19 protein-coding genes and 2 tRNA genes are annotated in these 24,720 nt (G+C 64.5%); 8 read left to right on the top strand and 13 right to left on the bottom strand.

Translation table 11 applies throughout. The annotated features are described in order from the left end of the window. Positions 1-7: 7 nt before the first annotated feature. Positions 8-3,445 carry a hybrid sensor histidine kinase/response regulator gene (locus BN1136_RS06530; RefSeq protein WP_043758968.1) on the bottom strand — a complete coding sequence of 1,146 codons (3,438 nt, stop codon included), beginning with the start codon at positions 3,443-3,445 and terminating at the stop codon, positions 8-10. 249 nt (positions 3,446-3,694) lie between these two features. Here BN1136_RS06530 and BN1136_RS06525 point away from each other — a divergent pair. Continuing rightward, positions 3,695-3,770, top strand: a tRNA-Gly gene (locus BN1136_RS06525). Positions 3,771-3,826: 56 nt separating this feature from the next. Next, a tRNA-Cys gene (locus BN1136_RS06520) sits at positions 3,827-3,900 on the top strand. A gap of 66 nt (positions 3,901-3,966) precedes the next feature. On the opposite strand, the gene BN1136_RS06515 is transcribed toward BN1136_RS06520, so the two are convergent. Beyond that, complete coding sequence (locus BN1136_RS06515; RefSeq protein WP_043758970.1) at positions 3,967-4,254, bottom strand: hypothetical protein; 288 nt, start codon at positions 4,252-4,254, stop codon at positions 3,967-3,969. 211 nt (positions 4,255-4,465) lie between these two features. Between BN1136_RS06515 and BN1136_RS06510 the strand changes: the two genes are divergently transcribed. Next, positions 4,466-4,666 (top strand): YbfA family protein, encoded by a 201-nt coding sequence (locus tag BN1136_RS06510; RefSeq protein WP_043758971.1) that lies wholly within the window; start codon positions 4,466-4,468, stop codon positions 4,664-4,666. Between the two features lie 107 nt (positions 4,667-4,773). Here BN1136_RS06510 and BN1136_RS06505 read toward each other — a convergent pair whose 3' ends face one another. The 4 genes from BN1136_RS06505 to BN1136_RS06490 form a co-directional block, all read right to left on the bottom strand. Continuing rightward, positions 4,774-7,986: a response regulator gene (locus BN1136_RS06505; protein ID WP_043759039.1), complete on the bottom strand. Its 3,213-nt coding sequence runs from the start codon at positions 7,984-7,986 to the stop codon at positions 4,774-4,776. A 163-nt stretch (positions 7,987-8,149) separates the two neighbouring features. Continuing rightward, the gene (locus BN1136_RS06500; protein ID WP_043758973.1) at positions 8,150-8,917 is read right to left on the bottom strand and encodes a DODA-type extradiol aromatic ring-opening family dioxygenase; all 768 of its coding nucleotides are present in this window, start codon (positions 8,915-8,917) and stop codon (positions 8,150-8,152) included. A gap of 226 nt (positions 8,918-9,143) precedes the next feature. Continuing rightward, positions 9,144-9,614: a BamJ family beta-barrel-assembly machinery protein gene (locus tag BN1136_RS06495; protein ID WP_043758975.1), complete on the bottom strand. Its 471-nt coding sequence runs from the start codon at positions 9,612-9,614 to the stop codon at positions 9,144-9,146. A gap of 138 nt (positions 9,615-9,752) precedes the next feature. Continuing rightward, the gene (locus BN1136_RS06490; protein ID WP_043758976.1) at positions 9,753-10,907 is read right to left on the bottom strand and encodes a Na/Pi symporter; all 1,155 of its coding nucleotides are present in this window, start codon (positions 10,905-10,907) and stop codon (positions 9,753-9,755) included. Positions 10,908-11,189: 282 nt separating this feature from the next. On the opposite strand from BN1136_RS06490, the gene BN1136_RS06485 reads away from it, so the two are divergent. Both BN1136_RS06485 and BN1136_RS06480 read left to right on the top strand, forming a co-directional pair. Beyond that, positions 11,190-11,501, top strand: coding sequence for a hypothetical protein (locus BN1136_RS06485; protein ID WP_043758978.1), 312 nt, complete (start codon positions 11,190-11,192; stop codon positions 11,499-11,501). 231 nt (positions 11,502-11,732) lie between these two features. Then, positions 11,733-12,197: a hypothetical protein gene (locus BN1136_RS06480; protein ID WP_134695846.1), complete on the top strand. Its 465-nt coding sequence runs from the start codon at positions 11,733-11,735 to the stop codon at positions 12,195-12,197. Between the two features lie 108 nt (positions 12,198-12,305). Here the strand turns inward: BN1136_RS06480 and BN1136_RS06475 are convergent, their stop codons facing one another. The 5 genes from BN1136_RS06475 to BN1136_RS06460 all read right to left on the bottom strand — a co-directional run bounded on the left by BN1136_RS06475 (position 12,306) and on the right by BN1136_RS06460 (position 18,809). Then, positions 12,306-13,649 carry an APC family permease gene (locus BN1136_RS06475; protein WP_043758981.1) on the bottom strand — a complete coding sequence of 448 codons (1,344 nt, stop codon included), beginning with the start codon at positions 13,647-13,649 and terminating at the stop codon, positions 12,306-12,308. Continuing rightward, the gene (locus BN1136_RS20380) at positions 13,649-13,801 is read right to left on the bottom strand and encodes a hypothetical protein (RefSeq protein WP_167332219.1); all 153 of its coding nucleotides are present in this window, start codon (positions 13,799-13,801) and stop codon (positions 13,649-13,651) included. The genes BN1136_RS06475 and BN1136_RS20380 overlap by 1 nt, the downstream gene beginning before the upstream one ends. Positions 13,802-14,129: 328 nt before the next feature. Further along, a complete protein-coding gene (locus BN1136_RS06470) occupies positions 14,130-15,473 on the bottom strand; it encodes an APC family permease (protein ID WP_043758983.1) in 1,344 nt (447 codons plus the stop codon). 372 nt (positions 15,474-15,845) lie between these two features. Continuing rightward, positions 15,846-17,135 (bottom strand): 4-aminobutyrate--2-oxoglutarate transaminase, encoded by a 1,290-nt coding sequence (gene gabT / locus BN1136_RS06465; RefSeq protein ID WP_043758985.1) that lies wholly within the window; start codon positions 17,133-17,135, stop codon positions 15,846-15,848. A gap of 210 nt (positions 17,136-17,345) precedes the next feature. Continuing rightward, positions 17,346-18,809: an NAD-dependent succinate-semialdehyde dehydrogenase gene (locus BN1136_RS06460; RefSeq protein WP_043758986.1), complete on the bottom strand. Its 1,464-nt coding sequence runs from the start codon at positions 18,807-18,809 to the stop codon at positions 17,346-17,348. Positions 18,810-19,114: 305 nt separating this feature from the next. Between BN1136_RS06460 and puuR the strand changes: the two genes are divergently transcribed. After that, on the top strand, positions 19,115-19,726 hold the full coding sequence (gene puuR, locus BN1136_RS06455; RefSeq protein ID WP_043758987.1) for an HTH-type transcriptional regulator PuuR: 612 nt from the start codon (positions 19,115-19,117) through the stop codon (positions 19,724-19,726). A gap of 54 nt (positions 19,727-19,780) precedes the next feature. Continuing rightward, the gene (locus tag BN1136_RS06450; protein ID WP_043758989.1) at positions 19,781-21,058 is read left to right on the top strand and encodes an NAD(P)/FAD-dependent oxidoreductase; all 1,278 of its coding nucleotides are present in this window, start codon (positions 19,781-19,783) and stop codon (positions 21,056-21,058) included. 124 nt (positions 21,059-21,182) lie between these two features. Here the strand turns inward: BN1136_RS06450 and ggt are convergent, their stop codons facing one another. After that, on the bottom strand, positions 21,183-22,964 hold the full coding sequence (gene ggt / locus BN1136_RS06445) for a gamma-glutamyltransferase (protein ID WP_043808221.1): 1,782 nt from the start codon (positions 22,962-22,964) through the stop codon (positions 21,183-21,185). Between the two features lie 113 nt (positions 22,965-23,077). Between ggt and BN1136_RS06440 the strand changes: the two genes are divergently transcribed. Beyond that, positions 23,078-23,695 carry a GDSL-type esterase/lipase family protein gene (locus BN1136_RS06440; RefSeq protein WP_043808218.1) on the top strand — a complete coding sequence of 206 codons (618 nt, stop codon included), beginning with the start codon at positions 23,078-23,080 and terminating at the stop codon, positions 23,693-23,695. 67 nt (positions 23,696-23,762) lie between these two features. On the opposite strand, the gene rdgC is transcribed toward BN1136_RS06440, so the two are convergent. Further along, positions 23,763-24,674: a recombination-associated protein RdgC gene (rdgC, locus tag BN1136_RS06435; RefSeq protein WP_043758991.1), complete on the bottom strand. Its 912-nt coding sequence runs from the start codon at positions 24,672-24,674 to the stop codon at positions 23,763-23,765. Positions 24,675-24,720 lie beyond the last annotated feature (46 nt).

Raw genomic sequence — 24,720 nt, 5'->3', positions numbered from 1 at the left:
CTGCCATTCAGCCCTTGCGGCTCGCGAGCTGGCGCAGCCGCTGGGTGCTCTGGTGCAGACTCTGCTGCTGTGCCTCGCTCAGGGGGCACTGCCTGAGGACGTACTCCGCGCTGGCCACCACCGTCTTCCAGCGCGGGGCCTTGGGCAGGGTATCCAGGCTCAGGTACTTGTCGAGGGTGCGGGTCTGGGGGCTGGACCTGTCCATGTAGACGCGCCACAGCTTGCTCTTCTCCGCCAGCACTATCTTGCCCTTGCCGGTGCTCTGCTGCCAGGTGTCCAGGGTGAGCCGCATGGTATCCACCAGGGCCCGGCGCAGGGGCTCGTCATCCTGCTGGCGGATGAGGTTGTCCGCGAGCGATCTGAACTCTCCCCCCAGCCGGCTCAACTCCCCGAGCAGTTGACCATCCTCGATGATGGCTTGGCGTGACAGGCTCTTGAGGGCGTTCTCCAGCGCCATCACCCGGTTGTCGTCCTGGCGCTGCTCGGTGCTGAGGGTCAGCGCAAAGGCGTGTTGCCCGGCCAGGTTGATGGGCAGGGCGCGCGCATTGAGGCCATCCTTCTGACCCGCCACCAGGAAGTCCAGATCCTGCTCCGGGCGCGCCGTCATGTCGGGCCACTGCTGGGCCAGCGGGCTGGCCAGCCACTCGTCCAGGGGCTGCCCCTCCATGGCTTCCGGTTCCTGACCCAGCAGGCGCGCCAGCGCCCGGGAAGCGAACAGCACCACGCCCTGGCCGTCGATGAAGACCATGGGGTCGGCCCCTTCCCCGAGCAGGGCCAGCAGCCGCTCCTGATCCTGATGTAACTGCTCCTGCAACATCAGGCGGTGCTCTATCTCCTGCTTGAGTAATCGGTTCTCCACCAGGGAGGCGCGACCGGCGCTCGCCTCCAGCAGGGCCCTGACCCGGGCAAACAGCTCCTCCTTGCAGAAGGGTTTCACCAGGTAGTCGTTGGCCCCGGCGTTGAAACCCTCCTCGATATCCTTGGGCTGGTTGAGGGCGGTGAGCAGCAGCACCGGCAGCGTCTCCTTGGGGTGCTGCTGGCGCAGCCGGCGGCAGACGTCGAAGCCGGAGAGGGTCGGCATCATCACGTCCAGCAGGATGAGATCGACCGGCTCCTGGGCCAGCTTGGCGAGGGCGTCGTGGCCGTCGCTGCTCGGCAGGATGCGGTAGCCGCAGGGTTGCAGCAGGTGGCGCAGTATGTGCAGGTTGATGGGTTCGTCGTCCACCACCAGGATGAGGGGGGCGCCGCGTGGCGGGGGCGGCAGATCCTCGCTTTCCCAGTCCGGCAGGGTGAGGGGCTGCTGGCGCACCAGCTGGATCTCCATCTGGCGGCTGTCCAGGGTCAGGGTGCCCGCCTTGCCGCTGGCGAGCGGCAGGGTGAAGGCGAAGGTGGAGCCGACGCTCGGTTCGCTCTCCACGAACAGCTCGCCCCCCATGAGATGCACCAGCTGGCGGGTGATGGAGAGGCCGAGGCCGGCCCCCTGTTTGCTGACCTCCGGGCTCATCTGAACCAGAGGCTCGAAGATGTGCTCCAGGTGATCCCGGGCGATGCCGATGCCGGTGTCGGTCACCTTGATGCGTAGGAAGTTGCCCTCCACCAGGGCGCTCAGCACCACCTTGCCCTGGGGGGTGTACTTGATGGCGTTGCCCACCAGGTTGTAGAGCACCTGTTCGAGGCGCTGCTCGTCCGCCAGCACCGGCGGCAGTTCGGCCGGGCTGATGTCCACCAGGGTGAGGGGCTTGGCCTGCACCAGGTGCTGGCAGAGATCCAGCACCAGCCGGATGACTCCCTTGGAGGAGACGGGCTGGGGGTGGATCTCCAGCTGGCCGTAGCGCATCTGGTGGTAGTCCAGCAGATCGTCCACGAGGCGTGCCAGGCCGTCCGCGCTCTTGATGATGAGGCCGAGCTGCTTTTGCTGCCCCTCGGTGAGATCCTGCTGGCTGGCGAGCATGGACTCCGCCATGCCCTTGATGCCGTGGATGGGGGTGCGCAGCTCGTGGGAGGTGTTGGCCAGCAGTTCGTCCTTGAGCTTGTCCGCCTGCTGCAGGCTGAGGTTCTGCTTGTGGGTCAGCTTGACCTGCTGCTGCAGCTCCTGGGTCTGGCGCTCGATGAGCTCGATCTTCTCCTTCACCGAGCGCTGCATGTGGCGAAATGCCTGGGCCAGCCGATCGATGTCGTCGTCCGTGCGATCGATGGCGATGGGGTGATCCAGGGCGCCGTCGGCCACCTGCTCCGCGGCGGCGGTGAGGGATCGCAACGGCGCCGTGATGGAGTGGGAGAGCCAGCGGGAGAAGAGGGTCAGCAGCAGCAGGGAGGCCGCACCCAGCAGGACCACCAGGGCTTCGAGCTGGCGAATGGGGGCATAGGCTTCCCGGGTGGAGATCTCGGCGATGAAGGCCCATTCGGTATCGAACACCTTCACCTGGGTGTAGGCGGCCAGTACCTCGTCCTCGTGGTAGGAGAGAAACTGCCCGACCCCCTGCTCGCCGGAGAGGGCCTTGATGATGAGCGGCGTCTGCAGCGGCCGGAAGTCCGGGGTGAAGCTGTTCTCCACGCTGAAGCCGGGGGCGAGGGAGGCGTTGGCGCGCATCCGCTTGTCCGGGCCGATGAGGATGGTCTCGCCGGTCTCCCCGAGCCCCTCCCGCTCCGCCATGATCTGGTTCAGCTTGTCCGGCAGCAGCTCGAAGATGACCACGCCGCGCACGTAGTCGTATTGCATCACGGGGGCGGCCAGGTAGGCGACGACCTGGCCGGTCAGCTCGTTGCGGCCAAAATCGGTGAACTCGAAGATCTGCTGCGGCTTCTGGCCACCGTCGAGCCGGCGCTTGATCTTGGCGAAGGTGTTGCCAAGTCCGCTGGACTGGTAGGGGCCGGAGAGCAGGTTGGTGGCGAAGTTGGCGTGCTTGGTGACCGAATAGACCACGTCGCCGTTGAGGTCGACCAGGAAGATGTCGCTGTAGTTGGACTTGCGCACCATGTCGGCGTAGCCGCGGTGAAAACGCTGGTGGACACGGCCATACATCTCGTCCGCGAGGATGAGGGCACTGATGGAGGGCTCGATGTTGACCTGACTGTCCGGTTGTTGCAGCTTGTCCCAGGAGCCGGGCACATAGCGGGCCTGGGCACGGGCGCGGGCCTCCTGCGGCGTGGTGCCGAGCTTCTCGAAGGCGCCGGTGAAGCCATAGAAGCGGCCGATACTGTTGCCGGCAAAATCCTGCTGGGAGAAGTTGATGATCTGCTCTTTGAGGTTGCCAAAGTAATCTTCCAGCTGGCTCTTCTTGATATTGCGCACCGAGACCAGGTGGTTGGATGTCTGGGTGGTGAGATCCTTGCCGTGGCTATAGAGGAAAAACAGGGTGACGACCAGGAAGGGCACCAGGCCCAACATGAAGAAAGCCAGCATCAGCTGCGGTCGGAGCCCACGAGGCCTGAAGATCCATTTCATTGCGTGATTTTCAATTGAGAATCCGGTTACTAAGCGCGATGAGTTTCTGACTAAAGGCTAACTATTTCAATGGCTTTATCTGAAATTCGCTCGTCGGGTCACAGGGAATGGGGGGATTTTCGACCAAGACGTCTAAAGCCTGAGCAAACAGTTTTGAAAAGCGAACAAAGTCATAAAAAAGGGTTGTGCCCGGGCTCGGGGTACGTATAATGCGCCTCGTTGTCAGGCAACTGGCACGAAAGCAGTAATGCGGGAATAGCTCAGTTGGTAGAGCACGACCTTGCCAAGGTCGGGGTCGCGAGTTCGAGTCTCGTTTCCCGCTCCAATACTCCATGGCACCAATCATGGACATCACTCTCAAGGCTCAGGCCTTGTCAGCATGGCGCGTTAGCAAAGCGGTTATGCAGCGGATTGCAAATCCGTTTAGTCCGGTTCGACTCCGGAACGTGCCTCCATATTCTCCCTGTTTTGTCACTCGTCACCGACGATCACTCACGCGGTTTTTCCCTGTATCGCCACTGTCATTGCGACCCGGTGAGCTGTTCGCATCCCTGTCGTTGCCACTCCTTGCGCAGATAGTGCTCCATGTCGGTCAGCGCCTCCCCCCGGAACTGAAACGCCAGCTCACCGCCGTGTTCGGTCAGGGCGGTCATCCGCTGGGTCAGCAGCGCGCACTGCCACAGGCTGGGGGAAGGCGTGCCATGATAGGCGATGTCGATGGCGTCCTCGCGATTGAGCTGCCACTCCTGCCATTGTGACCAGGCGAGCAGCCCCAGTACGCTCAGGATCGCCACATCCGCGAGTTTCATCCTATTCCCCCTGTCTGTGCTTCCTCCGTTAACTCTGGTCCAGCCGCCGCGTTTTGCCACGCTTGTTGTTTTTTGGTTAAAAAATGTAACCCATTTTCATTTTCTGGCTTTAAGACCGTTTTTTTCCAAAAAAATGGCCTCATGGGTGTAGTAATCCTACAATTTGTGGCGTAATCTTTGTTCAGTGGTCTTACCAGTGAGGCGTCATATCATGTTTCATCCCTTCTCCCTGACTCAGATAATCCTTCGCCGCATCTTCGTGCTGATGGCGGGTCTGCTCGCCTTCCCGGTGATGCTGTTTCGCAGCGATCGCGCCCGTTTCTACAGCTACCTGCACCGTATCTGGAACAAGACCAGCACCAAGCCGGTGTGGCTCAAGATGAGCGAGCGAGGGGAGCGGATCTTCTACTGAGGACGCGCCAGCCAATAAAAAAGACAGCCACGGGCTGTCTTTTTTATTGGGCGCTTGCCGGGCTGATAGCCAGCGCCAATGCGCCCTGGCTATCAGCCGGTGGCCAGTCAGGGCCGATGAGCCAGGGTGGCTAGTGCCGCCCGCAGGCGGGCGAGGCCGATGGGCTTGAACAGGCAGTCGTTCATGCCGGCGGCCAGGCAGAGCTCCCGCTCACGGGGCTGGGCGTGGGCGGTGAACCCCCAGACGGGCAGCTCATGGCCACGGGCACGCAGGTTGCGCGTCAGCTCGAAGCCATCCATGACCGGCATCTGGCAGTCGGTGATGACGAGATCGAAGGGATGACTGGTGAGGGCGCGCAGGGCCTCCAGCCCGTTGGCGCGCACGCTGACGTCGTGCCCCAGGTGCTTGAGCTGCTGGCGCAGCAGGGTCTGGTTGGCGTGGTTGTCATCCACCACCAGGATGCGCAGCCGGGTCGGCGGCGTCAGGGAAGTCGGAATCGCTGCCCTGGCAGGCAGCGGGGCGTGCTCCGCCAGTGTCAGGGGCAGGCTGATCTCGAGCCGGGTGCCTTCGCCGACCCGGCTGTGGACGCTGATCTCTCCCCCCATCATCTGGCACAGGATGCGGGCGATGTTGAGGCCCAGGCCGCTACCCGGGATGTGGCCCTGGGTGTGTGCGCGGTAGAAGGGGGTGAACAGCCGGGGCAGCTTGTCCGGCGAAATGCCGGCCCCGGTGTCGGCGATGACGAGGTGCAGCACGGGCTCGGCCTGTGCACCGGCCAGGGTGGCCGCTATGCTCACCTGGCCCTGCTCGGTGAACTTGATGGCGTTGCCGATCAGGTTGAAGAGGATCTGGCGCAGGCGAAGAGGGTCGATCATCACCCTCGGCAGGGGCCGCTCGGGCAGCCTGACGTCATAGGCCAGCCCCTTCTGCCCGGCCATGCCCGCGAACACCCGGGTCACCGACTGCAGCAGCGGCGTGAGCTCGCACGGCACCGGTGTCAGGGTCATCTGGCCCGCCTCTATGCTGGCGATGTCGAGGCTGTCTCCGAGCAGATCCAGCAGGCCGTTGGCGGAGTCTGCGGCGATGCGCAGCCACTCGCCGCTGCGGCGGCTGAGGGCGGGATCCTCGGTGGCGAGCTCCAGCATGCCGAGAATGGCGTTCATGGGGGTGCGGATCTCGTGGCTCAGGGTGGCGAGGAAGTCGCTCTTGGCGCGGCTGGCGCTGTCGGCCTGGAGCTTGGCCTGGCGCAGCGCCTCCTCCAGTCGCTTGCGGTCCGTGATGTCTATCCAGCCATCGATCACCCCGCTGATGATCCCGTCGCCATCGAAGTAGGGCACCATCCAGTGATAGATGTCGGTCTGCTCCCCCTGCCGGTTGAAGAGGCGATCGGCAAAGACGGGCTGCCCCTCCCGCAACACCTTGGCAAAGTCTTGTTCGAGTCTGGCGATGCTGCGGGCATCAAGCACCCCCTCCAGCCCCCGGGCGAAGGGCTGGCCCATGACGGCGTCCGGCTCTGCGCCGAGCTGGGTCAGGTACTTGCTGTTGCACAGCAGCACCTTGCCGCTCTTGTCCCGCACGACGATGGGGTGGGGCAGACTCTCCCCCAGGGCCCGGATAAAGCGGACATGGGCCTCCAGCTGCTGGCGGGAGGCCTGCTCGGTGTGGGCGAGGCGGTTGAGCATGCGGTTGCGGTAGAGCAGCGCCAGCGCCAGGGAGAGCAGCACGACAAACACCAGGTAGAAAACGTGGGCGTGGCGCTCCATGAAGCCGGGCACCGGCAGTTTGCGGTTGCGCCACTCGTAGCGCAGCATGGCCAGCTCGTTGGGGGGAATGGCGAGCAGGGTCTTGTCGAGGATCCCCATCAGCATGCCGTGCTCCGGCAGGCTGGCAAATCCCATCCGGATCGGCTCGTCATCGGCGGGGCCGGCGATGCGCAGCCGGGCCCGGGGATCGTTCTCCAGCGCGTGACGGGCGAAGTAGAGCGGCACGATGGCGGCGTCCAGTTGCCCCCAATCGAGCGCATCCATCGCCTGGGCGGCACTCTCCACCAGGGTGATCTTGCTGCCAGTGAGCCTCTCTGCGAGCGGGGTGTGGCGCGTCATTGCCACCGTCCTGCCCGCCAGGCTCTGGAGGGAGTCGATGGTGTGCTCGTCCTGGCGAGTGAGGATCACATAGATGTTGTCGGTGGCGTAGGGAATGGAGGTGAGCAGCCCGTAGCGCTCGGCCACCTGCTGGGAGATGGCACCAATGAGATCGATGGTGCCTGACCGCAGGGCTTCTGCCAGCTGGCGCTCGGAGTCTGCGCTCACGAACTCGAAGGTGAGGCCGGTGCGTGTGCTCACCTTGGCCAGCATGTCGACCGTCATGCCGACCAGCTGGCCGTCGTGATCCAGGGCACCATAGGGGTAGAGATTGTCCATCAGCCACACCTTGACGGGGGGGGCCTGGCGCATCCAGGCCCGCTCGGCGGCGTCATAGATCTCGCCATTCCTGTCGTTCATGTCGCGAATGGGCCCGTTCCACTGGGTGAAGATGGCATTGCGGATCCCGATGTCGATCCCCTCCAGGCTCTTGTCGACCAGGGCTGCCAGCACAGGCTCGCCGGCCTGCATCGCGAAGCGAAAATCTGCCGGCGCGAGCTCGGGTGGGGCCTCCCCACGCTGGCGCAGGTAGTCGAAGCGCTCGCTGTTGAGGAAGTGCATGGCATGGGCGTCCCCCAGCAAGATGTCCTGACGGCCGAAGAAGACGGCGTCGAAGGCCTCCATGTTGGAGGGGTAGGTCTCCAGGGTGAGGGTGGGGTAGTAGCGCTTGAAGCGTGCCGTGTCGATCTGCCCCTGGACTGCCGCTACGCGCTGACCCGGCGCGAACAGGGGCCCCTGACGGGCTTTGGGAGCCGAGAAGACGAGAGGCGAGCTGAAATAGGGGACGCTCAGCCGGATACCGGCAGCATCGGTGTCCGCCAGCGTGAGGTTGCCAACGCTGGCAAGGTGGATCTGCCCGCGGCGCAGGGCATCGAGCAGGCTTTCCTTGTCGGGGAAGGCGCGCAGCGCCAGGGGTTTTTGCAGGGTTCTGGCCAGCACGTCGAGATAGTCGGTGGTGAGCCCCTCCACACGCTGCCGGGCGAGGATCATGCTGAACGGGCGATAGTCGTGGCGCAGGATGCCGACCCGCAGTTGGGGGGTCTGTCGCAGCCACGCCTGCTCGGCCTGGGTCCAGCGGGGCGGGAGGATCTCGGCGGCGTGACGGCTGTGAAGGGTCAGGGCCAGGGCCGGTTGCAGGCACAGCAGGCAGAGCAGGCTCAGTGTTCGAAAGAGATTCATCATGCCATCCGACGTGACAGCCATCCTTGCCAGGTCTTGTTCAAAGGCGGCCATTCTACCGGAAAACGACTATAACGAGTCCCTTATTTGGCGTGTATTCCCATAAAAAGAGGCCCGGAGGGCGGATTGACCGCCGTCCGGGCGCCGTGGCCGTGCCACCCGCTCAACCGAACCGGTAGGCCCCCATGTAGAGGCTGCCGTAGTCCCAGCTGTCGTGCAGTTTTTCCGGCCTGTCCTGCCCCGCCGCTCCCAGCGCCACGAACAGCGGCCGCAGGTGATCGTCGTGGGGGTGGGATTCCACTGCCCCGGGGGCCCGGGTGCGGTAATCTTCCAGCGCCGCCTTGTCCCCCTCGCTCATGGCCTGTTCCATCCAGCGGGCGAACTGGCTCGCCCACTGGGGAACCGGGGCGCCGTCCGGTCCGAGCGCGCGCAGGTTGTGGGTCATGGCGCCGGAGGCGAGGATGCCGATCCCCTGTTCGCGCAGGCCCCGCAGGGCTTCCCCCAGCCGCCACAGCTGATCCGGGCTGAAGCTGGCCGGCAGGGAGAGCTGCACCAGGGGGATCTCGCTGTGAGGATCCATCAGGGAGAGGGGGGACCAGACGCCGTGGTCCAGCTCACGGCGCACCGGGGTGGCGGGCATGCCGGTCAGCAGCAACTGATCGCTCACCGCTTCCTGCAGCCACTGGGGGCTGCTGGCAGGCCAGCGGATATGGTAGAGCGGCTCGGGGAAGCCATAGAAGTCGTACATCAGGGCCGGGCTGGGTTCGACGTTGATCTGCAGCTCGCTGCGGCTGAACCAGTGGGCGGAGAACACCACCAGCCCCTTGATGCCCTCGAGGCGCAGGCGCTTGAGAAACTGGGTGGCCGGCTGGTCGCGCAAGACCAGATCCGGGGCGCCGTGAGAGATGAACCAGACGGGGGCGATAGCCATGACGAGACTCCCTATGCAGTGTGCAGGTACGCGCGGCGTACCAAAGACCGGGGTCAGGGCGAGGTGCCGCTGACGATGAGGTCATTATCTGCTCACGCCATGAGGTTAACAATCCATGCTGATGTGTAATCACTGTTCACTATAGGTAGATAGTGATGGGGGAGGAGGGCGGTAACGAGAGGGCCGGCGCAGTGGCCGGCCCTGGGGAAAAGGAGAGGGCGGGGTCTTACTGAATGCCCAGCAGCTCCACGTCGAAAATCAGGACGGAGCCCGGCGGGATCTTGCCGGCGGCGCGATCGCCATAGGCCAGGTTGGCGGGAATATAGAAGCGGGTCTTCTCTCCTTCCACCATCAGCTGTACCCCTTCGGTCCAGCCCGGGATCACCTGGTTGAGGCCAAACTCGATGGGCTCGCCACGGGCGACGGAGCTGTCGAACACTGTACCGTCCAGCAGCTTGCCTTCATAGTGCACCTTCACCTTGCTGGTGGCGGTGGGGTGAACCGTGCCGTTGCCCTTGGTGAGCACCTCGTACTGCAGGCCGGAGGCGGTGGTGGTCACCAGCGGATTGTCTTTATTGCCGGCGAGGAACTGGGCGCCGATGCGCACGTTTTCCGCGGCCAGCTTCTTGTTATTGCTGCTGGTGAAGAAGTAGTAGGCGACACCGGCGACCAGCAGCGCGATCAGAATGAATTTCATCGAATTTCCCTTGTGAGAGCGAGAACGGCATCTTATCCCAGCCGGGGCGTCAGGGCGAGCCGGGGCGGGCAGGATGTGACCGGACTGGCAAATGAACAGGGGGAGGATAGATCCTCCCCCTCATGGTGGCAGTGGGCGTTACTTGGCGGCCACCATCATCAGGGCGGGCAGGGCGAAGAAGAGCCCAGCCACGTACCCCAGGGCAAGCAGCTTGTTCTCGCTGCCGACCCGGGCCAGGTTCTCGGCGGCCTTGATGGGCAGCTCGCGCAGGAAGGGCAGGCCATAGATGAGTGTCACGGCGAACAGGTTGAACAGCACGTGGACGAAGGCGATGGTCAGCGCCAGCTGGGCACCGGCGCCGCTGATGGCGGTGGCGGCCAGCAGGGCGGTGATGGTGGTGCCGATGTTGGCCCCCAGGGTGAAGGGGTAGAGCTGACGGGTGCTGAACAGGCCGCTCCCCGCCAGCGGGATCATCAGGCTGGTGGTGGTGGAGGAGGACTGCACCATGACGGTGACCAGGGTGCCGGAGGCAATGCCGGTCAGGGGGCCGTGGCCCAGGGCCTTGTGCAGCAGCTCCTTGGCGCGGCCTACCATGACCCGCTGCAGCACCTTGCCGAGGGTGGTGACACAGCCGAGGATCAGCAGGATGCCGATGACGATGGTGGCAATGGCGGGCCCCTTGCCCGGCAGGAAGGCGACGGCGCTGTCGATGACGTTCATGGCCGGCTCGATGAGGGGTTTCATGAAGTCCATCCCCTTCATCGACATGTCGGCGGAGCCCAGCAGCAAGCCGGACAGCCACTCGGCGCTCTTTTGCAGCAGGCCGAACATCAGCTCCAGAGGGAGGAAGATGAAGACCGCCAGCAGGTTGAAGAAGTCGTGTACCGTGGCCGCGGCGAAGGCGCGGCGAAACTCGCCCCGATCCCGGATATGGCCGAGGGAGACGATGGTGTTGGTGATGGTGGTGCCGAGGTTGGCGCCCATCACCATGGGGATGGCCATGCCCATGGGCAGGCCGCCAGCCACCAGGCCGACGATCACCGAGGTGACGGTGCTGGAGGATTGCACCAGGGCGGTGGCGAGGATCCCGAGCAGCAAGGCCACGAAGGGGTTGTTTGCGAAGGCGAAGATCTGGGCCGCACCCTCGGCGCCGCCGGAGAAGCCCTTGAAGCCGTGGGAGACGGCGCCAACGGCGACCAGGATCAGGTAGATCAGCGTGATCACCGCCAGCCAGTTGAACAGTGGGCCGGTACGGCGGGGCTGCAGTGGTGCGGAAGATGCGGTGCTGTGCATGTGGCCTCTTGGGACGTGCTGCGTTGAATTGGACGGGCGCATTACAGCAGCGCTCTATGACAGAAATATGACAAAGTGACACTTTTATGATGGTTTGATGACGGCAGGGAGATGGGCGGATCGATCGTCACCGCCTCCTTGCTGCCACCAAATGGGTCAGGAACTGTCGGACGCACCCCCTGTGTGGAGGGTGCAAGGGCGTCGTTCGAAATCGTGCTTGTACTTGGCAGCCAGGGTTATATGCTGACGATTGTCCTTTCAACCAAAGAGAGTGGTGCTGTCATGCGAGCATGGATACTGTGTCTTTCCCTCGGATTGTTGTCTGCCGGCGTCCAGGCCGAGTGCAATCTCGAGAAGGCGGCCAAGAACGAGGCCCTCAATGCAACCCTGGGGGTCAAGGGGCGCTGTGATACCGACAAGCTGGTGGATCAGAAGACCAAGGATGCCAAGAAAGAAGTGAAAGAGGTGAAGAAGAACACCACCAAGGCGATCGATGACAAGACCGATGGCCTCAAGGAGGCCGGCAAGGACGTGAAGAAGGTGGTGAAGGATCCGGTCAAGTCGGCGGCCACCGCCGTGGTTACCAAGGGCTGAGCCGGGTGTCGGCCATTCCGGGCCGAGGCGGCACGCCGTGCGACGCAAGAAAGGGAGCCAATGGCTCCCTTTCTGTTGGGCAGCCGGCGGCTGGGCCAGAGGTCGCGCTAGAAATTGACGGAGCAAACGGGAAAAGAGGAGCCAAAAGGACATAAAGGTGCTATCTGGTGCCAGGGTTCGACCCGGGAGAGTAGACTGCGGCGCCATGTCATTAGCAATGGTGAGTCTGTCATGAAGCATGTCGTCATGAAACCCTGGTCCCTTCTCCTCCTCCCCCTGGCCTTCTGCGCCCTCCCGGCCCAGGCCAACCTCCTCTCTTCCGGTTGCAGCGCCAAGGACGTGGCGATTGGCTCGGCCGTCAACAGCGCGACCGGGGTCAACAGCCGCTGTTCGGCGGCCAGCACCAAGCAGCGGGTCGAGCATGCCGTCGACAACCCGGGGGATTACGCCAAGCGCAAGGCCGCCCAGGCCACCGGGGTGGACGACGCCTATCGCAAGGCGAAGAACACCCGGCAGCGGGTGGAGGATGCGGTCGACAACCCGGGGGACTACGCCAAGCGCAAGGCGGCCCAGGCCACCGGGGTGGACGATGCCTATCGCAAGGCGAAGAACACCAGGCAGCGGGTGGAAAACGTCGTGGACGATCCGGCCCAGGCGGCGGGCAGGGCCGTGCTGCGCCACAGCGGCGCATACTGAGTTGCCGGACCGACGAATGCGCCGCAAGAGGGCGTGGATGTAAAAAGGGGAGCCTATGGGCTCCCCTTTTGCTTGGCGTGACGTTCTGCTTTGCGTGTCGCTGGCCGCTTACTGGCCGTCGGTCGCTTCCTCGTACTGACGGAAGGGAATGCGCAGCACCGCGATGCGCAGGAAGAGGTAGGCCACCCCGATCCCCGCCCAGATGAGGCCGAGCTCCAGGGAGCTTTGCTCCAGGTTGATCCACAAGGCGCCTATGGTGGCGGCCCCCAGCAGCGGCAGCACCAGGTAGAGCAGGTGATCTTTCAGGCTCTTGTTGCGCTTCTCGCGGACCCAGAACTGGCCGATGACCGACAGGTTGACGAAGGTGAAGGCCACCAGGGCGCCGAAGTTCACCAGAGCCAGGGCCATGTCCAGATCGAACGACACCGCGGAGAGCGCCAGGGCGCCCACCAGCAGCACGTTGATGGCCGGGGTGCGCCAGGTCGGGTGGATGTAGCCGAACACCCGCTCGGGGATCATGCGATCGCGCCCCATCACGTAGAGGATGCGGGAAACGCCGGCGTGGGCGGCCATGCCGGAGGCGAGCACCGCCACCGTGGTGCACACCAGCACGATGCTCTGGAACAGGGTGCCGCCCACGTAGAGGGCGATCTCCGGCAGCACGGCGTCAGGCTCCTTGAAGCGGGCCAGATCCGGGAAGTAGAGCTGCAGGCTGTAGGAGACGGTCACGAAGATGATGCCGCCGATGAGGGCAGTCAGCACGATCGCCTTGGGGATCACCTTGCCGGCGTTCGGGGTCTCTTCCGAGAGGGAGCTCAGGCCGTCGAAGCCCAGGAAGGAGAAGCAGAGGATGGTGGCGCCGGTAAACAGCGGCAGCATGCTGGCGGACTCCACGTGGAAAGGACGGCTGCTCATCAGGGTGCCGGCACCCTCACCCTGGCTCAGACCCCAGGCGATGAGGCCGAGGAAGGTGATGATGATGGCGATCTGGATGAAGACGATGGCGCCGTTGAAGTTCGCCACCAGCTTGATGCCGCGCAGGTTCAGGAAGGTCATCACGGTGACCAGGCCGAAGATGAAGATCCAGGGATCGACGTTCGGGAACATGGCGGTCAGGTAGATCTTGGCCAGCAGGATGTTGATCATCGGCATGAACATGTAGTCGAGCAGGGAAGACCAGCCGACCATGAAACCGACGTAGGGGTTGAACACCTTCTGGGCGTAGGTATAGGCAGAGCCCGCGGAGGGGAAGCGGCGCACCAGGTGGCCGTAGCTGAAGGCGGTCAGCAGGATGCCGCCCAGCGCCAGCAGATAGGCTGTGGCCACGCGGCCGTCAGTGATGTCGCCGACGATGGCGAAGGTATCGAACACCGCCATGGGGGTGAGGTACGCCAGACCCATCACCACCACCTGGAACAGGGTGAGCGTCTTGAGCAGCTTGGCACCGGCCATCACGCTTTCTCCTCTGCACAGGCCACGGGGGCGAGATCGGACGGGATCAGGGAAGCGCGCAGGCCTCGCTGGACACAGGGGGCGCCGGTCTGGGTGACAGACGGATGGCGCACGCCGGCGGGGACCGGCAGGAAAGCAGTGAAATGCCCCATGTTTTTCCTCACAACGTCGGGAGATTGTTTGGCAATCTCGGTATCAATTCCGGCACAAGGTCCGGCCTCTTGGTGGATGGTGGTGTGCCCCTTAAAAAGCAAAGAACCGATGTCGCAACAACATCGGCTCTCAAAGGGCGCCGTATTGTGCCCTCAGGGGGGGGAGGAGACAAGCAAAAAAGGCCGTCAGAAGGGATTTTGTTTCCAGTGCAAGCAGTCACTTCGCAGCCAGATCCAGGGGAAAATGACAAGATACTCACCAGAAGGGCGGATGGACTGGCGGGAGGAAAAAGCTGGAGCCCGCATGGGGCGGGCTCCAGGGGAGGGATCAGGAGGCATCGCTCTCGGGGCGGCCGAGCCGGACCCGGAAGACGGTCAGGCGCAGCAGCAGGTAGAGGGCACCGAGCGCCGCCCAGACCAGGCCCAGCTCGAAGGAGGCGGGTTCCAGATTGAGCCAGAGCACGCCGATGCAGGCGGCACCGCACAGGGGCAGCAGCAGGAACAGCAGGTGATCCTTGAGGGTCTTGTTGTGGCCGAGCTTCACGTAGAAGTGGGCAATCACCGCCAGGTTGACGAAGGTGAAGGCCACCAGGGCGCCGAAGTTGATCAGGGCCAGGGCGATCTCCAGGTCAAACGACACGGCGGAGAGGGCCAGGGTACCCACCAGCAGCACGTTGAGCGCCGGAGTCTGCCACTTGGGATGGACGTAGGAGAAGAAGCGCGCAGGCAGGGCGCGATCCCGCCCCATCACGTAGAGCAGACGCGACACGCCGGCGTGGGAGGCCAGGCCGGAAGCCAGCACCGCCACCGTGGTGCACACCAGTACCACCGCCTGGAACAGGGTGCCACCCACATAGAGGGCGATTTCGGGCAGGACCGCATCCGGCTGCTGGAAGCGGGAGATGTCCGGGAAGAACAGCTGCAGGAAGTAGGAGGTGGTGACGAACAGCACGCCGCCGATCAGCGCGGTCAGCACGATGGCGCGGGGGATCACGCGATCCGCGTCCGGGGTCTCTTCCGACAGGGTGCTGATGGCATCAAAACCCAGGAACGACAGGCACAGGATGGAGGCGCCGGTCAGCAGGGGGTTGATGTGCATCTGCTCGGAGAAGAAGGGACGGCTGCTGGCCACGGTTCCCATGCCCTCACCGTTGTAGACGCCCCAGGCGATAAGCCCGATGAAGACGGCGATGATGCTGAACTGCATCATGACGATCAGGCTGTTGAAGTTCGCCACCAGCTTGATGCCGCGCAGGTTCAGGGCCGTCATCACGGCGGCCAGGGCGAAGATGTAGGTCCAGGGCTCCACGTTCGGGAACAGGGCCTCCATGTAGATCTTGGCCAGCAGCATGTTGATCATCGGCATGAACATGTAGTCGAGCAGGGAGACCCAGCCCACCATGAAGCCGACATAGGGGTGGAACACCTTCTGGGCATAGGTGTAGGCGGAACCCGCCGAGGGGAACTTGCGCACCAGATGGCCGTAGCTCATGGCGGTGAACAGCATGCCGATGAGGGCGAACAGGTAGGCGGTGGGCACATGGCCTTCGGTGATCTCGGTGACGATGCCGAAGGTGTCGAACACCGCCATGGGGGTGAGGTAGGCCAGCCCCATGATGACCACGTGCCAGAGTTTCAGGCTTTTCTTCAGAGCGGTGGGTTGCGCAGTCATTATGGGTTCCCCTCGAAACGGACCGACGGGATCAGGCTGACGGAGATGTCATGCTGAGCAGAGGGGGCGCCATGCCCTTGTTCGGCTGGATGGCGCTGACCGGCGAGGGCCGGCAGTAAAGCGGTGATATGCCCCATGGTGTTCCTCACTAAGAAGCGGGTGTCGTGAGATGGCTGTCCATCTCGCTATCATTTCCGGTCGGTTCCGGCCTCGTTATGGATTTGTTTGGCGCAAAAAAAGAACCGGGCTCCGATGAGCGGGCGGTCCTTGAATACGGCGGCGCATTGTGCATTCGTGTTGCCCCCTTGACAAGCATATCAAGGGAGCAAAAACGCATTTTTTTGCACAAATAAGCGAACGCTTTCTTCCGTATCAGGCCAGGGATGCCAACAGGGATTGCTCGAGCAGATCGAGCCCCTCGTCGACGATGGCCGCCGGTGCGGTCAGGGGGGCGAGGAAACGGATGACGTTCCCGCGCACACCGCAGGCCAGCAGGACCAGGCCGCGCTTGCCCGCCTCGGCTACCAGCCGCTTGGTGAGGTCCGGATCCGGCCTGGTGGCATCCCGCTCCTTGACCAGCTCCATGGCCACCATGGCACCCGGGCCGCGGATGTTGCCGATGCAGTCAAACCGCTCGGCCAGCTGGAGCAGGCGGGTCTTGATCTGCTCGCCCTGGGCCTGGGCTTTCTGGTTGAGACGCTCCTCCTCGATCACCTCCAGCACGGCCAGGGCGGCGGCGCAGGCGATGGGGGAACCGGCATAGGTGCCGCCGAGGCCACCCGGCTTGGCCGAGTTCATGATGTCGGCCTTGCCGACCACGGCGGAGAGGGGGAAGCCGCCGGCCAGGCTCTTGGCGAGGGTCATGATGTCCGGTTCGACGCCGCTGTATTCGGTGGCGAAGGTCTTGCCGGTGCGACAGAAACCGGTCTGGATCTCGTCACAGATGAGCAGGATGCCGTGCTGATCGCAGATCTGGCGCAGGCGCTGCAGGAAGCTCGGGGAAGCGGCATAGAAGCCCCCCTCGCCCTGCACCGGCTCGATGATGATGGCGGCGACCCGGGCGGGCTCGATGTCGGCGCTGAAGCAGAGATCCAGCGCGGCCAGGGCGTCCGCTTCGCTCACTCCCAGGTAATCGGCGGGGAAGGGGAGGTGATAGACCTCGCCCGGGAAGGGGCCGAAGCCGGTCTTGTAGGGAACCACCTTGCCGGTGAGCGCCATGCCCATCATGGTGCGGCCGTGGAAGCCTCCCTTGAAGGCGATGGTGCCGCTACGGCCGGTGTGGGCACGGGCGATCTTGATGGCGTTTTCCACCGCCTCGGCGCCGGTGGAGAGGAACAGGGTACGCTTCGGCGTGGGGCCGGGCACCAGGTCGTTCAGTTTCTCCGCCAGCTCGATGTAGCCGGAGTAGGGGGTGACCTGGAAGCAGGTGTGGCTGAATTTCTCCAGCTGGGCGCGCACCGCCGCCACCACTTTCGGATGGTTGTGGCCGGTGTTGAGCACGGCGATGCCGGAAGCGAAATCGATGTAGCGGTTACCCTCCACGTCCCACAGCTCGGCGTTCTGCGCCCGATCGATGAAGACCGGCAGCAGGGTGCCGACGCCCTGGACTACGGCCGCTTCACGGCGGGCCTGCCAGCTCTGGTTGTTGCTTGAATGACTCATTTTTCCTCCCTGAAGGGCATGTGCCCCGATATTCCTGTGCCATCTGGCTATCAATTGCATCCGCTGCCTGCCATGGGCAGGGCGGCATGTCCGGTGGGGGGCGCAGTCGGCGTGCTGTCGGGTCTGATGACCTCTGACGGTGGCCGGTGCGCCCCCTTGCTGTCGATAAAACGAAGGGGTGGTCAGGTGCTCCTGACTGCCCCGCGTGCCTTAGCGAATGCCGCCAAAGCAGAGGTATTTGGTCTCCAGGTACTCCTCCAGCCCTTCAGCCGCCCCTTCGCGGCCCAGGCCCGACTCCTTGATGCCGCCAAAGGGCGCCAGCTCGGTTGAGATGATCCCCTCGTTGATACCCACCATGCCGTACTCGAGCTGCTCCGCCACGCGCCATACCCGGGCCACGTCGCGGCCATAGAAGTAGGCGGCCAGGCCATAGGGGGTGTCGTTGGCCAGCGCGATGGCCTCGGCCTCGGTCTCGAAGCGCACCAGGGGGGCGACGGGTCCGAAGATCTCCTCGTCCAGGATGGGGTTGCCCTGCTCGACCCCGGTCAGGATGGTGGGGTGATAGAAGAGGGGGCCGGCGGGGTGGGGGCTGCCGCCCACCAGCACCCGGGCACCGGCTGCCTCGGCCTGCTTGACCAGGCTGGCCACCTTGTCGGCGGCGGCCGGGTTGATGAGGGGGCCTATCTGGGTGCCTTCCCCCATGCCATCTCCGACCTTGAAGCCACGCACCGCGGCCGCCAGCTTGTCGGCGAAGGCGTCATAGACACTCGATTGCACCAGGATGCGGTTGGCGCAGACACAGGTCTGGCCGGCATTGCGGTACTTGGAGGCGAGTGCCCCGGCCACGGCGGCGTCGAGGTCCGCATCGTCAAACACGATGAAGGGGGCGTTGCCGCCGAGTTCCAGGGAGAGGCGCTTCATGGTGTCGGCGCACTGGCGCATCAGGAGCTTGCCGATGCGGGTCGAACCGGTGAAGGAGAGCTTGCGCACCGTCTTGTTGTTGCACAGCTCGTCGCCCACCGCGCTCGCCTGGTGAGAGGTGATGATGTTGATGACCCCGGCAGGGATGCCCGCCTGCTCCGCGAGGGCCGCCAGTGCCAGGGCGCTGAGGGGAGTCTCGGCGGCGGGCTTGATGACGATGGTGCAACCGGCGGCCAGCGCCGGGCCCGCCTTGCGGGTGATCATGGCGATGGGGAAGTTCCAGGGGGTGATGGCGGCCACGACCCCCACCGGCTGCTTGATGGTGGCCAGACGCCGATCACCGGAGAAGCCGGGAATGGTGCGGCCATAGGCGCGCTTGCCCTCTTCGGCGAACCACTGGATGAAGCTGGCGCCATAGGCCACCTCTCCCTTGGCTTCGGCCAGCGGTTTGCCCTGCTCGCAGGTCATGATGCGGGCCAGCTCCTCCTGATTGGCCATGATGAGCTCGAACCAGGCGTAGAGCTTGCTGCTGCGCTCCTTGGCGGTGAGGGCCGCCCAGGCGGGCTGCGCCTGGTGGGCCGCCGCGATGGCGGCGCGGGTGTCTTCCCCGTCCATGTCCGGTACCTGGGTGATGACCTGGCCGGTCGCTGGGTTCAGAACCTCGAACCGGTGTCCGCCCCGGGCCTCGCACCAGCGGCCATCGACATAGGCAAGGGATTTGATCAAGGAGAGAGCAGGTTGTGATGCTGACATGGGAAGCCTCGATTGTGGGTCAGGGCGGTTCACTCGTCCGGTGGACACGCCGTATAGAATAATAAGCACATGACGACCATAAATTGAGCCGAAATGTTTTTCAAGTGTTAAATATATTTGAGTGTACGGGGTCTGGCATGCTAGAAATGAGGCTAATTGAGCGATTGTTGCGTTTTATGTCGTCTCGGGTGTGCAAAATAATGAACGGATGGGATTGTGCAGGATAGTGAACAGGGCACCGGCGTTGATGCACTATTTTAACCAACCGTCACCAGGTATTCGAATGGCAATTAAGGAGATGGACGATGCAGCAACCCCATGGAGAGGTCCAGTGGCGGACCATGACGGATAACCCCTTGGCTGACAAAGAGATGGACAAGAGCATGGGGGAGCGTCTCGCCCAGATCCGCCGGGGCCTCGGGCTCTCCCAGCGCCGGGCGGCCGAGCTGAGCGGCCTGACCCACGGCGCCATCTGCATGATAGAGCAGAACAAGGTGAGCCCCTCGGTGGCCTCCCTGCAGAAGCTGCTGAGTGTCTACGCGCTGCCGCTGTCGCGCTTCTTCGCCGAGGAGGAGCAGCAGACGCCGAGCGTGGTGATCAAGGCGGATCAGCTCATCGAGCTGGGCAGCCAGGGGGTCTCCATGAAGCTGGTGCACAACGGCAACAACCGTCGCCAGCTCGGCTTCATGCTGGAGACCTATGCCCCGGGCACGGACACCGGGGGCCAGGTCAAACACCTGGGGGAGGAGGTCGGCACCGTGCTGGAGGGGTCGGTGCTGCTGACCCTGGCCGGGCAGACCTATGCGCTCAGCGCCGGGGACAGCTATGTGATAGACACAGGCGAACCCCACAGTTTCAGCAATCCGTCGGGGCAGGTCTGTCGCATCGTCAGCGCCCACACCCCGGCCAACTTCTAGTGTCGTTCTGGAAAAGTGTCGTTTTGGAAAAGAACCGGTAAGGAAACAGGGATCATGACCGAACATGTAAAGAGTTACTACGCAGCCAGTGCCAACCAGCACGCCCCCTATCCCATGCTCACCGAGCAGCTTGAGTGCGACGTCTGCGTCATCGGGGCGGGTTACACCGGCCTCTCCAGCGCCCTTCATCTGGTGGAGAAGGGCTACAAGGTGGTGGTACTGGAGGCGGCCCGCATCGGCTTTGGCGCCAGCGGCCGCAACGGCGGCCAGATCGTCAACTCCTACAGCCGCGACATCGACACCATAGAAGCGAACTGCCCGCCGGAACAGGCCAGGCTGCTCGGTTCCATGTTGTTTGAAGGGGGCCAGATCATTCGCGATCGCATCAAGCGCTACAACATCCAGTGCGATCTGCAGGAGGGGGGCGTGTTCGCCGCCGAGACCGAGAAGCAGCTGCACGAGCTCAAGGCACAGCAGGAACGCTGGCAGAAGTGGGGCAACGACAAGCTGGAGCTGCTCGATGCCGACGGGGTGCGCGAGGTGGTGGCGAGCGATCGCTACGTCGGCGCCCTGCTCGACAAGAGCGGCGGCCACATCCACCCCCTGAACCTGGCGCTGGGGGAGGCGGAGGCGATTCGCATGCAGGGGGGACTCATCTTCGAGCAATCCGCCGTGACCAGCATTACACCGGGCCAGAGCCCGCTGGTGAAGACCGCCAAGGGCGCGGTGAAGGCGCGCTACGTGGTGGTGGCTGGCAACGCCTACCTCGGCAACCTGGTGCCCGAGCTTGCCGGCAAGAGCATGCCCTGCGGTACCCAGGTGATCGCCACCGAGGTGCTGGGGGAGGAGCGGGCCCGCTCGCTGTTGCCGCAAAACTACTGCGTGGAGGATTGCAACTACCTGCTGGACTACTACCGCACCACAGGGGATCACCGCCTGCTCTACGGTGGCGGCGTGGTCTATGGTGCGCGGGATCCTGCCGACATCGAGCGGCTGATCATCCCCAAGATGCTGAAAACCTTCCCCCAGCTCGCCGACGTCAAGGTGGAGTACACCTGGACCGGCAACTTCCTGCTGACCCTGTCGCGCCTGCCGCAGTTTGGCCGCATCGGCCACAACATCTACTACATGCAGGGTTACAGCGGCCACGGCGTCACCTGTACCCATCTGGCGGGCAAGCTGCTCTCCGAGGTGCTGAGCGGTCAGGCGGAGCGTTTCGATGCCTTTGCCAAGCTGCCTCACTACCCCTTCCCGGGTGGCCGGCTGTTCCGCATCCCCTTCACCGCCGCCGGGGCCGCCTGGTATACCCTGCGCGATCGCCTCGGGGTGTGAGCCAGGGCGCGTGACGCGAGCAACGACAAGGCCACCCTCGGGTGGCCTTGGTTTTTCTGGCGTGGCAAAAGCGCGGGGCTCTCGCTGCTGGCACCCTTGCCGGCATAGGGTGAGTCAACAGGGGCTAGTCGCCCCTGGCCACCCCCTCGCGTCTCGGATCCGCGGCCCCCAGCCAGCCGCCGGCATTGCGCTGCACCCCCTGCAGCCCCGAGGTCTGCTCATTGAGCAGGATCTCGTGTCCCCTGGCTTTCAGCCCCTGGACCACGGCGTCGGGCGTGCGCCCCTGCTCCAGCTCGGTGGGGCCGTTGCGGCTGCCAAAGTTCGGCAGGTCGATGGCCTGCTGCAAAGTCAGTCCCCAGTCCTGGGTACCGAGCAGCGCCTTGCCCACGTAGTTGATGATGGCGGAGCCCCCCGGGGAACCCAGGCTCATCTCGAGCTCGCCGCTCTGCTTGTCAAACACCAGCAGGGGCGACATGGAGGAGCGGGGGCGCTTGCCCGGCTCCACCCGGTTGGCCACCGGCAGGCCGGCCGCGTCCACCGAGGTGAAGGAGAAGTCGGTGAGCTGGTTGTTCAGCAGGTAGCCGTTGACCATCAGTCGCGAACCGAAGCCGTCCTCGATGGAGCTGGTCATGGAGACCGCCATGCCGCTGCCATCCACGATGGAGATGTGGCTGGTGGAGGTAAGTTCCGGGGTGGCGTCACGGCCCATGGCCAGCGCCCTGGGCGGGGTACCGGGCTTGGCGACCCCCATGGAGCGGTTGCCGATGAGGCGACCCCGCTCCGCCAGATAGCTCTTGTCCAGCATGCCCTGCACCGGTACGGAGACGACGTCGCCGTCGGCCACGTACTGGTTGCGATCCGCGAAGGCGAGCCGCGCCGCCTCGCTGTAGAGGTGGATGGCGTCGCTGGAGGCGGCGAGCCTGCCGTCCGGCCCCTGTACGGGCTTGAGCGCCGCCATGTCGCGGCTCTCCAGCATGCCGAAGATCTGGCCGAGGGCCAGGGTACCGGAGGAGGGGGTCGGGAAGCCGCACACCTCGCTCTGGCGATAGTCAAAGCAGAGCCCGTCCCGCAGCTTGGCGCGGTAGCTGGCGAGATCGGCCGCCGCCAGCACCCCCGGGTTGGTGGGGTGGCTGCGCACCTTGGCCACCATGGCATCCGCCAGCGGCCCGCGATAAAAGGCGTCCGGCCCCTGGCTTGCCAGGGTGCGCAGCACCCTGGCCAGGGCCGGGTTGGTTTGCTTGGTACCCGCCGTCTTGGGCGTGCCGTCCGCCTGATAGAAGTAGGCGCGGGCCTCTGGGTCCTTGGCGAGATAGGGCTCCTTGGCGAGCAGGGTGGCGAGGCGGGGGCTTATCACAAACCCTTGCTCTGCGAGGGTGATGGCGGGTTCGAACAAGCTAGCCCAGGGCAGCTTGCCATACCGCTCGTGGGCCAGGGCCAGGGCGCGCACCGTGCCGGGGGCGCCGACCGAGCGGCCCCCCACCACGCCGTCGTAGAAGGCCATGGGCTTGCCATCCTGCATGAACAGCTGATCCGTGGCAGCCAGAGGCGCCGTCTCCCGGCCATCCACCGCGGCCACCCGCTTGCCGTCCCACACCAGCATGAGGGAGCCGCCACCGATGCCGGAGGATTGCGGCTCCACCAGGGTCAGCACCAGCTGGACGGCGATGGCCGCATCGACGGCGCTGCCCCCCGCCTTGACGATCTGGTAGCCCGCGTCCACTGCCAGCGGATTGGCCGCGGCCACCATGAAGTGGCGACCCTGCCAGCCTGGCTTGTCAGTCCAGCCGCTGGCCGCTTCGGGGGCGGTCAGGGTCTGGGGTGGGGGCACATAGTGGAAGCCATTCTGGGGGGCGCAGCCGGCGAGCAGGCCAAGGGCGACCAGCAGGCCGAGAGGTTTGAGGGACATGACAAACTCCTTGTCGGTTTCTTGTTCACTTGTCGGAATGTGTCACACTTGGAGCCTGATGAAAAGATTGTCTTTAATACTCATATGGTTACAAATCTGTCAGGAGGCACACCATGAGACTCGAAACGCTGGAAGGAAGGGGCGGCATCCTGGCGCTGCTCTGTCTGCTGCTGGCCGCCTGCGGGGAGCCGGCGCTCAGGCCCCTGGGGGCGGGGGAGACCATACTGGCCTTCGGGGACAGCCTGACCGAAGGGCGAGGCGCGAGCGCGGCCCAGAGCTACCCCGGCGTGCTGGCGAGTCTGACCGGTCATCCCGTCATCAATGGCGGGGTGTCGGGGGAGCTGAGCCAGGCCGGCAGGGCCCGCCTGCCGGGGTTGCTGGCGGAACACAGGCCCGCCCTGGTCATCCTGCTGGAAGGGGGCAACGATATCTTGCGCGGTAGCGGGGAGGGGGCGCTCAAGGCCAACCTCGCCGCCATGATAGAGGAGGTGCAGAGCAGCGGCGCCCAGCTGGTGCTGGTGGGTGTGCCCCGAAAATCCCTGTTTGCCGAGGGCGCTCCCCTCTACGAGGAGCTGGCGGAGCAGTACGGCCTGGTGCTGGACAACGACAGCATCGGCGACCTGCTGCGACGCCCCGAGCTCAAGTCCGACGCCGTGCACCTCAATGCGCCGGGGTATCGCACCCTGGCCGAGCGCCTGCACCGGCTGTTGCAGGAGCGGGGGGCACTCTGAGCCGGGGCATAAAAAAAACCGCCATCCGGCGGTTTTTTTACGATGATTTCTGTCGCCAGCCGGCGGACTAGATGGACTGCTCTTCCCCACCCAGGGCGGCAAACAGGGCCGGGATGAACTGGGAGAGTTCGGCGGTGACCAGGGCAAAGTCGGCGTCCAGACGGGCGGCGGGATCCTCGCTGGTGACGTCGTCGTTCTGCTCGCGCAGCTCTTCGCTGAACTTCAGGCGCTTGATGGAGAGGTCATCCCCCAGCACGAAGCTCAGGGTCTCGCCCCAGTTGAGGGCCAGCTTGGTCACCAGCTTGTCGTTGGCCAGGTGATTCTTGATCTCCTCGCTCATCAGATCCTGCTGCTTGCAGCGGATGATGCCACCGTGCTCCATGGCGCTGCGCAGCTCGGCCTCGTCCTCCAGGGTGAAGGCGGCGGGCAGGTTGCCCTCGTTGAGCCATTCGGTCATGGTGATCTCGGGCGGGTTCTTCAGGGCCACCGGCACCACCGGCAGGGAGCCGATGGACTTGCGCAGCAGGGCCAGCAGATCGTCCGCCTTCTTGGCGGAGCCCGCATCCACCACCATCAGGTTGTCGGCCGGACTGATCCAGGCGAAGGTCTGGCTGGTACGGCTGAAGGCGCGCGGCAGCAGGGTGTGCATGATCTCCTCTTTCAGCGCTTCCTTCTCTTTCTTCTTGAGGGCGCGCCCCTGCTCGAACTCGATCGCCTCTACCTTCTCCGCCAGCATCTCCTTGACCACGGTGCCGGGCAGCATCTTCTCCTCCTTGCGGGCGCAGACGAGGATGTGGCCGGAGGCGCTGTGGGTCAGGGTGGAGCCGAATTTGCCAAGGGGCTTGACCCACCCGAACCGGGAGATGTCCTGGCTGCCGCAGGGGGTGAAGGCACAGGCCTCCAGCTGGGTTTCCAGCTGCTCGACGGTCAGGTCAAAGGGGCGGGTAAAGCGATAAATCTGCAGGTTTTTAAACCACATGGCGTCCTCGGTCTCTAGATTGTCCGGCGGGCATTGTACTAGAGAG

Source organism: Aeromonas taiwanensis (assembly GCF_000820165.1).
GTDB lineage: Bacteria > Pseudomonadota > Gammaproteobacteria > Enterobacterales > Aeromonadaceae > Aeromonas > Aeromonas taiwanensis.
Note: the sequence above shows the minus strand (reverse complement) of the source record. Positions and strands in the feature narration are given on the sequence as shown.

Bases quoted from the DNA above. Each gene is read 5' to 3' on its own strand.
- BN1136_RS06530 (WP_043758968.1), bottom strand. From the start codon at position 3,445: ATGAAATGGATCTTCAGGCCTCGTGGGCTCCGACCGCAGCTGATGCTG.
- BN1136_RS06515 (WP_043758970.1), bottom strand. From the start codon at position 4,254: ATGAAACTCGCGGATGTGGCGATCCTGAGCGTACTGGGGCTGCTCGCC.
- BN1136_RS06510 (WP_043758971.1), top strand. From the start codon at position 4,466: ATGTTTCATCCCTTCTCCCTGACTCAGATAATCCTTCGCCGCATCTTC.
- BN1136_RS06505 (WP_043759039.1), bottom strand. From the start codon at position 7,986: ATGAATCTCTTTCGAACACTGAGCCTGCTCTGCCTGCTGTGCCTGCAA.
- BN1136_RS06500 (WP_043758973.1), bottom strand. From the start codon at position 8,917: ATGGCTATCGCCCCCGTCTGGTTCATCTCTCACGGCGCCCCGGATCTG.
- BN1136_RS06495 (WP_043758975.1), bottom strand. From the start codon at position 9,614: ATGAAATTCATTCTGATCGCGCTGCTGGTCGCCGGTGTCGCCTACTAC.
- BN1136_RS06490 (WP_043758976.1), bottom strand. From the start codon at position 10,907: ATGCACAGCACCGCATCTTCCGCACCACTGCAGCCCCGCCGTACCGGC.
- BN1136_RS06485 (WP_043758978.1), top strand. From the start codon at position 11,190: ATGCGAGCATGGATACTGTGTCTTTCCCTCGGATTGTTGTCTGCCGGC.
- BN1136_RS06480 (WP_134695846.1), top strand. From the start codon at position 11,733: ATGAAGCATGTCGTCATGAAACCCTGGTCCCTTCTCCTCCTCCCCCTG.
- BN1136_RS06475 (WP_043758981.1), bottom strand. From the start codon at position 13,649: ATGGCCGGTGCCAAGCTGCTCAAGACGCTCACCCTGTTCCAGGTGGTG.
- BN1136_RS20380 (WP_167332219.1), bottom strand. From the start codon at position 13,801: ATGGGGCATTTCACTGCTTTCCTGCCGGTCCCCGCCGGCGTGCGCCAT.
- BN1136_RS06470 (WP_043758983.1), bottom strand. From the start codon at position 15,473: ATGACTGCGCAACCCACCGCTCTGAAGAAAAGCCTGAAACTCTGGCAC.
- gabT (WP_043758985.1), bottom strand. From the start codon at position 17,135: ATGAGTCATTCAAGCAACAACCAGAGCTGGCAGGCCCGCCGTGAAGCG.
- BN1136_RS06460 (WP_043758986.1), bottom strand. From the start codon at position 18,809: ATGTCAGCATCACAACCTGCTCTCTCCTTGATCAAATCCCTTGCCTAT.
- puuR (WP_043758987.1), top strand. From the start codon at position 19,115: ATGCAGCAACCCCATGGAGAGGTCCAGTGGCGGACCATGACGGATAAC.
- BN1136_RS06450 (WP_043758989.1), top strand. From the start codon at position 19,781: ATGACCGAACATGTAAAGAGTTACTACGCAGCCAGTGCCAACCAGCAC.
- ggt (WP_043808221.1), bottom strand. From the start codon at position 22,964: ATGTCCCTCAAACCTCTCGGCCTGCTGGTCGCCCTTGGCCTGCTCGCC.
- BN1136_RS06440 (WP_043808218.1), top strand. From the start codon at position 23,078: ATGAGACTCGAAACGCTGGAAGGAAGGGGCGGCATCCTGGCGCTGCTC.
- rdgC (WP_043758991.1), bottom strand. From the start codon at position 24,674: ATGTGGTTTAAAAACCTGCAGATTTATCGCTTTACCCGCCCCTTTGAC.